General features: G+C 42.1%; 10 protein-coding genes and 1 pseudogene. 9 read left to right on the top strand and 2 right to left on the bottom strand.

All coding sequences use genetic code 11. The annotated features are described in order from the left end of the window. The first annotated feature begins 11 nt into the window (after positions 1-11). From miaA to radA, 8 genes are all read left to right on the top strand, one after another. A complete protein-coding gene (miaA, locus tag ACQKC9_RS01230) occupies positions 12-1,178 on the top strand; it encodes a tRNA (adenosine(37)-N6)-dimethylallyltransferase MiaA (RefSeq protein WP_427620192.1) in 1,167 nt (388 codons plus the stop codon). Between the two features lie 327 nt (positions 1,179-1,505). Beyond that, a complete protein-coding gene (gene hfq / locus ACQKC9_RS01225; protein WP_160022674.1) occupies positions 1,506-2,033 on the top strand; it encodes an RNA chaperone Hfq in 528 nt (175 codons plus the stop codon). Between the two features lie 219 nt (positions 2,034-2,252). Next, positions 2,253-3,245, top strand: coding sequence for a KpsF/GutQ family sugar-phosphate isomerase (locus ACQKC9_RS01220; RefSeq protein WP_427620191.1), 993 nt, complete (start codon positions 2,253-2,255; stop codon positions 3,243-3,245). Positions 3,246-3,322: 77 nt separating this feature from the next. Continuing rightward, positions 3,323-3,889: a KdsC family phosphatase gene (locus ACQKC9_RS01215; RefSeq protein WP_290176847.1), complete on the top strand. Its 567-nt coding sequence runs from the start codon at positions 3,323-3,325 to the stop codon at positions 3,887-3,889. Further along, entirely contained in the window at positions 3,886-4,470 is a 585-nt protein-coding gene (gene lptC, locus ACQKC9_RS01210) for an LPS export ABC transporter periplasmic protein LptC (protein WP_057760443.1), read from the top strand. Before ACQKC9_RS01215 ends, lptC begins: the two co-directional genes overlap by 4 nt. A gap of 89 nt (positions 4,471-4,559) precedes the next feature. Further along, complete coding sequence (gene lptA, locus ACQKC9_RS01205; protein ID WP_057760441.1) at positions 4,560-5,117, top strand: lipopolysaccharide transport periplasmic protein LptA; 558 nt, start codon at positions 4,560-4,562, stop codon at positions 5,115-5,117. 143 nt (positions 5,118-5,260) lie between these two features. Next, positions 5,261-5,971, top strand: a complete 711-nt coding sequence (gene lptB / locus ACQKC9_RS01200) for an LPS export ABC transporter ATP-binding protein (RefSeq protein ID WP_427620457.1) — start codon at positions 5,261-5,263, stop codon at positions 5,969-5,971. A gap of 393 nt (positions 5,972-6,364) precedes the next feature. Continuing rightward, on the top strand, positions 6,365-7,801 hold the full coding sequence (gene radA, locus ACQKC9_RS01195) for a DNA repair protein RadA (RefSeq protein ID WP_290176845.1): 1,437 nt from the start codon (positions 6,365-6,367) through the stop codon (positions 7,799-7,801). 162 nt (positions 7,802-7,963) lie between these two features. Here the strand turns inward: radA and ACQKC9_RS01190 are convergent. Together ACQKC9_RS01190 and rodA are read right to left on the bottom strand one after the other, a co-directional pair. After that, positions 7,964-8,305 (bottom strand): annotated as a pseudogene (locus tag ACQKC9_RS01190) (septal ring lytic transglycosylase RlpA family protein); the annotation flags it as partial. Positions 8,306-9,411: 1,106 nt separating this feature from the next. Then, the gene (rodA, locus tag ACQKC9_RS01185; protein WP_057760433.1) at positions 9,412-10,554 is read right to left on the bottom strand and encodes a rod shape-determining protein RodA; all 1,143 of its coding nucleotides are present in this window, start codon (positions 10,552-10,554) and stop codon (positions 9,412-9,414) included. 284 nt (positions 10,555-10,838) lie between these two features. Here rodA and ACQKC9_RS01180 point away from each other — a divergent pair, with 284 nt between their 5' ends. Next, a complete protein-coding gene (locus tag ACQKC9_RS01180; RefSeq protein ID WP_427620190.1) occupies positions 10,839-11,786 on the top strand; it encodes a D-Ala-D-Ala carboxypeptidase family metallohydrolase in 948 nt (315 codons plus the stop codon). Positions 11,787-11,873: the final 87 nt, after the last annotated feature.

Here is an 11,873-nt window from a genome sequence, read left to right as displayed (position 1 = left end):
AAGGCCACTTTATGCAACATTCGTCTGATAGCATCTCTCACAAGCTGGCGGATAATAGCGTGGTTTGTCTTATGGCACCAACTGCTAGCGGCAAGACGTCACTGGCGTACGAGCTATACGATACAGGTCGTTTTGAATTAATCTCAGTGGACTCAGCGCTGATATATCGTGATATGAATATTGGCACAGCCAAGCCAACAGCGGCTGAGTTGGCGCGTTATCCACATCATTTGGTCGATATCATTGATCCTATGCAAAGCTATAGCGTGGCTGAGTTTGTCAGTGACGTTGCCCGTCTTATTGACGAATGTCATAGAAATGGCAAGATACCACTATTAGTAGGCGGCACCATGATGTATTACATGGCGCTACTCGATGGGTTGTCTCCTGTGCCCGATAGCGATGACAGCGTACGGGCGCGCGTAGAGCAGTGGCGTCAAGAGGAAGGTATTAGCGCTCTATATGATTATTTGGGGAGTATAGATTCTATAAGTCACGAGCGCTTGAATGCTACTGATACTCAGCGTATCACGCGAGCAGTTGAGGTCTACCTACAAACACATATTCCAATAAGTGACTGGCAGCGCAAGCCAAAGCAAGCATTGGCACATAATCCGAATCAGCAGTGGCACGCGCTATCGGTAATGCCAGATCGTCTATGGCTACATGATCGTATCGAACAACGCCTAGATATCATGTGGAATGAAGGGCTGGTGACTGAGGTCATAGACTTACTAAAAAAGTATCCGCTCACGCCTAATATGCCTTCGATGCGATGTGTGGGTTACAGGCAAGTACTAGAATACTTGGTGCATATTGATCATCCGATATTTGATGAGACTCATCTGGATAAAACTCAATTTTATGAAGCTTTTGGAAAGCATACAGCTGTCAACGGAAAAAAAGAAATCACAGATAACGTTGCTCAGTTAGTTGCTCAACCAAACATGGCTAGCCAAGAGACCGAGGCGCTTGCTTGTCAGGAAATGCAAAATAAGGCATTATATGCTACAAGACAGCTAGCAAAACGTCAGTACACATGGCTAAGAAAGGTAATGCAGTTGCCCAGTGCGTCATCAAGTGGGATAGCAGACTTTGAGAGCGGGGCTGATACTAGCAGTCGTATGATACTACAAACGTTTGAAATCATGGCCGAAGCACGAGAGTACTTGTCTTAAAGTGTAATAATAGCTAACACAATTAGTTTCAAAAATTGACATAGATAGCTGTTATAATTTGGCTCAGTGCTTTGAGCATTGTTATGATGTCTGGTCTATAAACTTTTGTAGACAGAAAGTATTAACGAAACAACTAGTTACTTAATTATTTACAATAATAACGTATTCGCGATAAAGTGGAATCACTTAAGAGCAACGAATATTTATTTAGATACGTTTTATAAAGAAAACACCTTATTGTATCTACCTTTTAGCCATTATAATTAAATTAACACTTAAAATAATTGGCACTCAAAACATAACTATATAATATTTAGGAGAGATTTCATGTCAAAAGGACAAACTTTACAAGATCCGTTCTTGAACTCGCTGCGCAAAGACCGCATTCCTGTCTCTATTTTTTTGGTAAATGGCATTAAACTACAAGGCCAAATTGAATCATTTGATCAATATGTTGTTCTCCTGAAAAACACAGTGAGCCAAATGGTGTATAAACATGCCATTTCAACAGTCGTGCCAGCGCGTAACCCGCGTAGTAGTACGACGACAGGTACAAGTGCTCAGCCTCAGAGCGCAGCACCGACTGGATATCAAGGCGGTGGCTTTGAACGTGGTAGCAACCCTGCTGCTGGCGGCTTTGAAGAACGTGGTTTTGCATCGAGTCGCAGTGGATTCAATCGTGGTGGTTTTAGCCAAGGTCAGGATCGCGGCTTTGAACGCGGTAGCTTCGGTCAAGGTCAAGAGCGCGGATTTGAGCGTGGTGGTTTTGGTCAAGATCGTGGGTTTGATGCCACAGCAGATAATACAGGCTTTGAAGATAAGCCAAACGATGGTTCTAATGATAGCAATAGCTAACGTATTGCCCTAATCGAGCGTGTTGTCTGAAAAAAATATTAAGACATGATTTATTCGTTTAAAACCTGCTGATATAGTGGGTTTTTTTTGTATAGATAGCAGCAAGCTCTTTATTCAGTATGAAGCACTATATTAGTGTAGATTTTGTAGACCATTACTAATATGAAACATAGTGTAGTAAAATAGAGTATTGATTCATTATAAAAATAGAGCGGATTCATGAGTGATACCAAAAACAACTTAACCCATGAGCAATTTATTACCACTGCTATCGAGGCCATTAATACAGAGATATCTGCGTTAGCACTGCTAACAGAGCAGATTGACGACAGATTTGCACAAGCATGTGACATCATTCTGACTTGTAAGGGTCGAGTGGTAGTCACAGGCATGGGTAAGTCAGGACTAATTGGACGCAAGATTGCAGCGACCTTTGCCTCAACTGGTACGCCTGCTTTTTTTATGCATCCTGGTGAAGCGGGACATGGCGACTTGGGAATGCTTGTAAAAGGTGATGTGCTACTTGCTATTTCAAACTCAGGTGAGTCAGATGAAATCAAGATGCTACTGCCAGTTGTTAAGCATCTAAATATTCCTCTCATTAGTATCAGTCGTGATAAACGCGGTATGTTGCCACGAGCAGCTGACATTGTATTGACACTTGGTCAGTCGCAAGAGGCTTGTCCGCTTAATTTAGCGCCTACCTCCAGTACGACAGCTACTTTAGCGCTCGGAGATGCATTGGCGGTTGCTTTAGTACACGCACGTAACTTCACTTCTGAAGATTTTGCATTATCGCATCCTGCTGGTGCCTTGGGTCGTCAGCTATTGACGCGTGTTGAAGATTTGATGCATACGAACTCAGAGGACTTGCCTTTGATTCATCAGCAGGCCCCATTGCAACAAGCTCTGTTTACTATGTCTGCCGGACGACTGGGCATGACAGTAGTGACTGATGATGCTAATAAGGTCGTCGGCGTATTCACAGATGGTGACTTGCGCCGAGGGTTAGAAAAAGGCATCGATCTACAAACGCCAATGCAAGAAGTAATGGTTAGCAATCCACGCCATATCAGTAAAACGATGCGTGCGTCAGATGCGCTAAGCGTCATGAATGAGAGTGGTATTAGCCAGTTATTGATCATTGATGATGAAGATCGTTTAGAAGCTATTATTACCGTGCATGATTTGCTGCAAGCTGGGGTCAAATAAGGTTTGTGAGTTGCCGTTGAAATAGTTAAGCTATATAGAATAACGCTTCGAAAATAAATATTAAAAAGAGACAAATAATGCAGGACTTGATACAGAAAGCTGGACAAGTAAAACTATTGGTCATGGATGTCGATGGTATTTTATCCAATGGTCAAATTATCTATGATGCTAACGGTGTTGAGACCAAAGCGTTCTCCGTACAGGATGGTGTGGGTGTTAAGTCGTTAGCACGCTACGGTATTTTGACAGCCATTATTACCGGCCGTAGTAGTGCAATGGTGAACAAGCGCGCAACAGAAATGGGCGTCAACCATGTGGTGCAAGGCCGTGATGATAAATTAATTGCGCTAAACGAGCTGCTATCTTCTCTAGATCCTTCCCTGAATATCACTGCTGCTGACTGTGCCTATATGGGCGATGATTTACCAGACATTAAGGCGATGCAAACAGTAGGATTTGCAGCAACCGTACCTAATGCGCATGCTGAAGTTATCAAGCGCAGTGACATGGTAACGACTCGTGCTGGCGGTACTGGAGCGGTGCGCGAGATATGTGATCTTATCTTAAAAGGTCATGGACATTATCAAGACTTTATCGCGCATTACACGCTTGATGAGGCGCAAACTCAGGATAAACAGTCGTGAATACACGTGTATTAATTGTATTAGCCTTAATTATTGCTGGTATCGCGGGTTGGTTTTTTCAGCAGCAAGGCGACGTAACGCCGCCAGTCAATATTGAAACGACAGATGTCGATTATGAAGCTACCGATATTAAAGCCGTACAGACCAATGAACAAGGTGAAACCGAATACGAGCTTACCGCTGAGTCTTTGACACATAATCCTGAGACCAATCAGGATGAAATGTCAGGCATTACCATGAATTGGGAGCCATCTGCAGAGCAACGTTATCGTATTCAAGCGGGCAGTGCAGCTATTAGTCAACAGACAGGGGAGCTTAGTTTATCAGGTGGATTTACACTGGTGAGCGAAGGCAATAAGAGTACCCCTGATATCGAACCGATAAAAGTGACTGGTAGTACGCTAAAAGGTAATACGAAATCAGGCAAAGTATACAGTGACGCGCCTGTGAAAATCGAACAAGGCATGAATCGATTTGAAGCCTCTAGTATGACGGCCAATCTTGAGACGGGTGAGTACGAATTTGGTCAAGTGGCTGTTGCCTTTTCTCCATCTGAACGCCAAGACAAAGCATTATTTTAATCAAAGTACTTCTTATTCACTGTGTTAAAAAATAGCAGCTAGCATAAAGTTTGCAAATCCTACCACCTATTATGAAATGAGTTATTTATATGAAACTTAAATTTTTGCCTACTTTACGCGCATCATCACTCTGCTTGCACAAATTGCGCGCACTGCCAATGGTGATGTTATTGGCGCTACCACTATATAGTCACGCGTTGCCATCAGATTCTAATCAGCAGATTAAACTGCTAGCGGACAAAGCCACTTATAGTGAGCGTACCGGCGTGACCAGTTATGCAGGTAATGTCATTATTACTCAAGGTACTTTTAAGATGACGGCCGATAATATTACGGTCAATCTTTCTCAGCAGCGTAGCATTAACTCAGCGGTAGCAACTGGCCGTCCAGCGACTATGCAGCAAGTAGTCACGCAAGAAAAGGGCTTGGCAAAAGGGCAGGCTAATAAGATTGATTACAACGCAGTGTCTGGGATTATTACGCTAACTGGCAATGCAAAACTGGTTCAAAATGGTGCAAGCTTCGCTGGTAACGTCATTCGTTATAGCCTAAAAGCAGGTGATGTTGAAGCAACCGCTGGTGGTAATCAGCGCGTTGAATTGGTATTCCCGCCTAACAATGGTACAAACCAAAGTGGCGTACGTTAATCCAAATAAACAGGCTATGAGTAAATAAGTCTGCCTTTAGCAATGCTTAAATTTTGTGAAAGTAAGAGTAAGTTATGAGCGATGATAAAAATCTAGACCTATCGGCATCAAATACCAATACGGCGCCTGTCGCTCGATTGACTATGCAAAATTTAGGCAAGCGCTATGGAAAGCGTTGGGTAGTCAAAGACGTTTCATTTTCTGTCGAACAGGGCCAAGTCGTCGGACTGTTGGGGCCTAACGGTGCTGGTAAAACGACAAGCTTCTATATGGTGGTGGGACTGGTCAATATGGATAAGGGCCGCGTTACGCTAGGTAAAATGGATTTATCTAAATACGCAATGCACGAGCGAGCGCGTGCGGGTATCGGCTATCTACCGCAAGAGGCATCAATCTTTCGTAAATTGTCTATCGAAGATAATATTTTAGCTATCCTACAGACTCGTACAGAATTAAGTAAAGTTGAACAGCAGCAAGAGCTTGAAAAGTTGATTGGCGAGTTCCATTTAGAACATGTGCGCAAGTCTCAGGGTATGAGCGTGTCAGGCGGTGAGCGTCGACGCTGTGAGATTGCGCGAGCATTAGCCGCTGATCCTAAGTTTATCTTATTGGATGAGCCTTTTGCAGGGGTAGATCCTATCTCTGTTGGTGATATTAAAGACGTTATTTTGACATTGAAAAATCGTGGCATTGGCGTTTTAATCACTGATCACAATGTCCGAGATACATTGGCTATTTGTGAAAAGGCTTATATCGTATCAGAAGGCGCTATCATTGCAGAAGGTACTTCAGCTGAAGTGTTAGAAAATGATTTAGTAAAATCTGTTTATCTAGGTAAAGACTTTCAAGTATAAGTGAGAGCGTTAAATCCCTTATCTCATACTCTATTTCATATAGTGCGCTCAAAACAAAAAGGTGCCGTTAAAGTAGAGTTATGCTGGTATGGATTTTCCTTACTTCCTATGCATTCCACTTTCCAAACGCTACGTAAAATTCATAATAATAACTTTGTAATTTCTAATTAACTAATAGAACTGGTTAACACTATTTTATATAGAGCTTATAAGCCAGTTACTACTTATATCTATAATTAATATCTCTACAATTAACATTATCCTCTTTCAAGTACAGCTTGCAAAACCAATGGCTGACTTATCATAATAAATATTTTTGAATCAGCGCCTATAAAGCGTGACAGTACTTTCTTCATTATTCTCGATTGATCCTCTGAATAAGGCTTATAAGCTATGGCAAAAAATAAAAGCAGCTATGTCTGTCAGCATTGCGGTGCGCATTTTGGTAAGTGGGCTGGGCAGTGTACGGATTGCGGGGAATGGAATAGCTTGGTCGAAGCCCCAAATGTCAGTATGCCACATCACAATAAAAGCACCGCGAAGCCTAATAACGCACGAGCTGCTACTCGTGGTACCAGTGCACCAGCTGGTAACTATTCTGGCACTCACAGTGCTGTCATGCCGCTTAATGCAGTAAGTGTGACGCTCGACACGCGCCTACCAACCGGTATCAGTGAGTTTGATCGCGTACTCGGCGGTGGACTAGTGGCAGGTTCTGTGGTGTTAATCGGTGGTGATCCGGGTATTGGTAAATCAACTATCTTGCTGCAAACGGCGACCAATATGGCACGGGCGGATTCACTGGCAGGTAGTGCACTATATGTGACGGGTGAAGAGTCGCTTGCACAGGTAGCCATGCGAGCCAAACGATTAGACTTGCCTGCTGATAGACTGCGTGTGTTGGCCGAAACTAACGTAGAAACTATCTGTGCTGCATTAACGCAAGAGCAGCCAGCCATCGCTATTATTGATTCTATCCAGACGATTTATACGGACGCTATTAACTCTGCGCCAGGTGGTGTCAGTCAAATTAGAGAGTCTGCTGCGATTTTGACTCGCTATGCTAAGCAAACAGGGACAGCGCTATTTTTAGTAGGACATGTAACCAAAGAAGGTACGCTAGCGGGTCCGCGAGTATTGGAGCATATGGTTGATACCGTACTTTATTTTGAAGGCCAGTCTGACTCGCGTTTTCGTATGATTCGTGCGGTCAAGAATCGCTTTGGTGCGGTTAATGAACTGGGCATCTTTGGTATGACTGATATGGGGCTCAAAGAAGTCGCTAATCCATCAGCGATATTTTTAAGTCGTTATGACAAACCTGTTGCTGGGTCAGTTGTCATGGTCAGTCGTGAAGGTACAAGGCCGTTACTAGTAGAAGTGCAGGCCTTGGTCGATGATTCACAAGGTTCGCCTAGAAGAATGGCACTGGGTTTAGACTTCCAACGTTTATCCATGCTACTAGCAGTGATGCATCGTCACGGCGGGATACATACCAGTGGACAAGATGTCTATGTCAACGTCGTTGGCGGCGTCAAAGTCATAGAGACAGGATCTGATTTGGCCGTACTGTTGGCCTGTGCTTCAAGTATTAAAGAGAAAGCGTTACCATCTTCATTAGCCGTGTTCGGCGAAGTTGGTCTATCAGGGGAAATACGCCCAGTACCTAATGGACAAGAGCGCCTAAAAGAAGCGATGAAACATGGGTTTAAGCATGCCATCATTCCAAAGGCCAATGCACCTGCTAAAGATGCGCCTCAGTTTAAGGGTATCAATGTGATTGCTGTTGAGCGACTCGATGATGCCATCGAAAGCGCCTTTGAGTTATAAGGTATATAGAATTAGTAGTACTTTGTTTTGAGTAGCTTAGTCGCTACTATGAGCCTAAAGCGATAAATATAAACCATAAAAAAAGCCTAACTAATGATTAGTTAGGCTTTTTTTGCTATATAGGCTAGCAATATTATTGATCTTTAAAACTGATACCTAAAATTAAGGTCCTGCAACGCGTTCGATAGCAACGTTACCCACGCCTTTGCTCGTAATACCGAGTTTTTTGGCAGCACCATAAGATAAGTCTAATACACGGTTACCATGGAATGGGCCGCGATCGTTCACTTTTACCACGACACTTTTACCATTAGTCTTGTTAGTAACTTTGACATAGCAGTTCAATGGCAATGAGCGATGCGCTGCAGTTAAACCATTCATATCAAAAGTTTCGCCACTGGCAGTCTTGCGACCATGAAACTTACGACCGTACCAAGACGCAAGGCCAGTCTGCTTGAACTTACTGACAGAGTTAGAAGCAACAGCTGTTAAGCGCTCTAATACATCTTCATCATTGGTAACTTGTGTCGTATCATTGGCTAACAATGAGCTGCTAAGTGCCAATGAAGTCGGCTGACGAGCTGACTTTACCAAACTTGATGCACCATCATGCTGACGGCTTAGTTCACCAAGTACACGGTCAATGTGGGAGGCGTTATCTTGCGAAATCATAGCAAGTGTGGTCTTTGCTTCTACAGCATTTGCATTGGTAGCGACTGCAGAGCTAGCAAATAACATTGCTGACATTGTAAGTAAACCAGATAAACGCTTGTTCATAAATACCTCTATAACTTATACATCAAAACCTAACTCTAAATATTTTAGATTGAGCATGGCATTAATCTCTTGTTTTCATATTGATTAATGAGTGGCTCTTATAGATGTTAATATATGGTAATTTTTCATTTCATTATCATCAGTGTTCAGCAGAAATAGAGCTAAAGTGACTGACGATACGCTTAAATGATAGTTAGCGATAAGCATTGAATACAAAGTCCAAAATCAGGACTGAGTGACAATGTCACTATATGTCGTATTTACATGATGTGCGATATACAAACTTCATTAGAATGCTACGTTAATAAAGGGTTCAGAGGACATCGCGTATCGCTATGTTATCAAACCGTTAATTAAGTAGTGTATTTGAAAGTCTGGAATCTACAAGATGCTAACTATACGGCTACGCTACAACCTAAATATATTTAAATGCAAAGTTTATTAGTAGCTATGTACGGGTTATGTATCAGAGTACAGTAAAACGAGGTTAACGCAATTTTTTGTAAAAAACAAGGAATAAAATCTTTCTGAACTTATAGATGGTTAACTAATATCGGAAATTACGTCAATTTTCTAGTAAAAATAATGGGCGCTAAAACGAACAATTATTTCAGATTTGTAACTATTATTGTTATCTATATGAACATACATTATATGAAGAGCATTAAAATAAAAAAGCCATAACGCGAAGAATAAAACTTTTCTTCGCGTTATGGCTCATTGTCTTTTATCGAATCATTAGTAGTACAATACAATTTATCTTAATGGTACTACCATAATTATTACAACGACTTACTCGAAAGACGAATTATACAGAAAGTACCTGATACAAATTAGCCGGATTTATGTGTATGGATAGACATGAGTAGGCCAAATCCTGCCATCAAAGTGACGATAGCCGTACCCCCATAACTAATGAATGGTAGTGGAACACCTACGACAGGCAAAATGCCGCCAACCATGCCGACATTGACGAATATATAAACAAAGAAAGACATGGCGATAGCACCAGCCAACAATCTGCTGTAAACATCAGGATGGGTGAAAGCGATATATAAGGCACGTGATAAAAGGCAGAAATAAATGAACATCAGCAGCATCACGCCTAGCAAACCAAACTCTTCAGAGAAGGCGGCAATAATAAAGTCAGTATGGCCTTCTGGCAGGAAATGTAGGTGTGACTGTGTGCCTTCTAGATAGCCTTTTCCAGTAAGACCACCAGAACCAATGGCTGTCTTCGATTGAATGATGTTCCACCCAGCACCTTGTACATCTGCTTCAGGATTAAGGAGTGTCAAGACTCGCGTACGCTGATAGTCGTGGAGTAAAAAGTTCCAAGCAAAAGCAATAAACGGCACAGCCAAAATTACAGCAGCAGAAATCAATCGCCATGAAAGGCCTGCTAAGAAAAGCACAAATATGCCGCTAGCAGCGACCAGCAGTGATGTACCAAGATCGGGCTCTTTAGCAATTAATAGCACTGGTACAATGATCAATGCCAAGGTGATAGCAATGCTAGACGCTGACGGTGGCAAATCACGCTTAGACAAAAACCAAGCACACATCATTGGCATGCCAAGCTTCATGAACTCTGAAGGCTGCACACTACCGAACCCAGGCAAATTGATCCAGCGCTGAGCACCCATACGTACTTCACCAATAATATCTACCAATACCAATAATATAAGTCCTAAGACATAAAATATGGGTGTGAAAGTACGATAGAGACTAGGCGGTATCTGCGCCATAGTAAACATTACAGCGAATGCCACCCCATAACTGACCATTTGGCGAATGACCATACCAATATCTTGGCTTGCGGCACTGTATAGAATCGTCAGACCGATACAACAAACCGTCAATAACAGTAAAGTTAACCATGGGTCGATATGAATGCGTTGCCATAGTGTCGGTGCATGACCTTGACCCAAATGATGGCTCTGACGTGAAAAACGATATTGCGGGTTAGAAGACATAGGCAGAATTTGGCTAACAATTGGTGTAGGAGGGAAGTACTAACTAAATTATTTCATTATAAATAATGATGAGAAGCGTACTTAAAAGTACCGACTTTAATAAAAATATGCGTGCACGCAATGGCTATATAATTCACAAATAATAATAAAGTCACTCAATTATAAAAGTTGTAAGGATAAGTGTTAATTATCAATATTGGACTTCAAATTAGAAGCGATAGTTTAGCCTGCTTGTTGAAAATTTGATAGTATCGATAAAACGTTTTTAGCGGTAGTTTCTTGCAATGATAAAATCAAAAACCCATGCGTATAGGCAAATTTGCCAACCTATTATTACCCTTATCCTATGTGCTGGCAGTGTCAGTGCTCATGCCGTTATTATCAGTGATGATAGTGAACGCCGTATTCAAATACGTCAAAGTAGCAGTACAAGCAATAACAGTAATGCGTATATAACGCCTTCTACCAACAGCTCATATCAGCGTCCTGGTGTCACCATGTTGAGTGGTGCGAGTGCATCAAATGGCGACAGTATGCAAAACTTGATTGTACAAAAACAGCGTGATTTCGAGATTGATGCTAGGTTGTCCATTGAAGAAAACAAACGTGTGAATGTAGTGAGACGCGGTACTACTTATAGTACAGCAAACAACACCTATAATGGTGCTTATAACGATTCTATGAGTATGGACTTTAACGCATGGTTAAATAGCAATAGCTATCGTGCTAGACAAGTAGCAGAGTACGAACGCTATCTCAGCGTACGAGTCGGGTCGCAGAATGTACCGCCATTGTCGCAACTGCTGACGACTGCCCGTAGTTGGAGTAAATGCGGGTATGAGCCGTATCAGCTGCCACCTCAAGAGCTATGGTCTAACATTGTACCAACATTGCGCCTTTATAGTGAGTTGAAAAACCAAGGCATTTTACCACTCAGCAGTGAGATACGTTCGGTATATCGTAACCCAGGTTTGAACGATTGTGCAGGCGGGGCAGACGGTAGTAAGCATATGAATGCAAGTGCTATCGATATCTGGGTACCTGAGTACGAAGACAATTTATGGCGCTTGAGCACCATGCATGATGGATTATGTCAGTTTTGGCAGTATCAAGGACAGTCTTATAGCTTTGGCTTAGGATTATATGCGACAGGGGCTATTCATTTAGATACTGATGGTTATCGCAAATGGGGGTTTAATCACGCTAGTAGTTCTTCTTCTTGCCGTTATTAGTTGACCTGCCAAGAATCGAAAATTCAAATAATTATAAAGTTAGCCGAGATAACGCTAGATATATATTCATTTTTATATATACTATTC

Source organism: Psychrobacter sp. NPDC078409, from assembly GCF_050268505.1.
GTDB lineage: Bacteria > Pseudomonadota > Gammaproteobacteria > Pseudomonadales > Moraxellaceae > Psychrobacter.
This window is presented reverse-complemented; position numbering and strand designations above follow the sequence as displayed.

What these genes read in the sequence shown, in the direction of transcription:
- miaA (WP_427620192.1), top strand. Translation starts at nt 12, where the DNA reads ATGCAACATTCGTCTGATAGCATCTCTCACAAGCTGGCGGATAATAGC.
- hfq (WP_160022674.1), top strand. Translation starts at nt 1,506, where the DNA reads ATGTCAAAAGGACAAACTTTACAAGATCCGTTCTTGAACTCGCTGCGC.
- ACQKC9_RS01220 (WP_427620191.1), top strand. Translation starts at nt 2,253, where the DNA reads ATGAGTGATACCAAAAACAACTTAACCCATGAGCAATTTATTACCACT.
- ACQKC9_RS01215 (WP_290176847.1), top strand. Translation starts at nt 3,323, where the DNA reads ATGCAGGACTTGATACAGAAAGCTGGACAAGTAAAACTATTGGTCATG.
- lptA (WP_057760441.1), top strand. Translation starts at nt 4,560, where the DNA reads ATGAAACTTAAATTTTTGCCTACTTTACGCGCATCATCACTCTGCTTG.
- lptB (WP_427620457.1), top strand. Translation starts at nt 5,261, where the DNA reads ATGCAAAATTTAGGCAAGCGCTATGGAAAGCGTTGGGTAGTCAAAGAC.
- radA (WP_290176845.1), top strand. Translation starts at nt 6,365, where the DNA reads ATGGCAAAAAATAAAAGCAGCTATGTCTGTCAGCATTGCGGTGCGCAT.
- rodA (WP_057760433.1), bottom strand. Translation starts at nt 10,554, where the DNA reads ATGTCTTCTAACCCGCAATATCGTTTTTCACGTCAGAGCCATCATTTG.
- ACQKC9_RS01180 (WP_427620190.1), top strand. Translation starts at nt 10,839, where the DNA reads ATGATAAAATCAAAAACCCATGCGTATAGGCAAATTTGCCAACCTATT.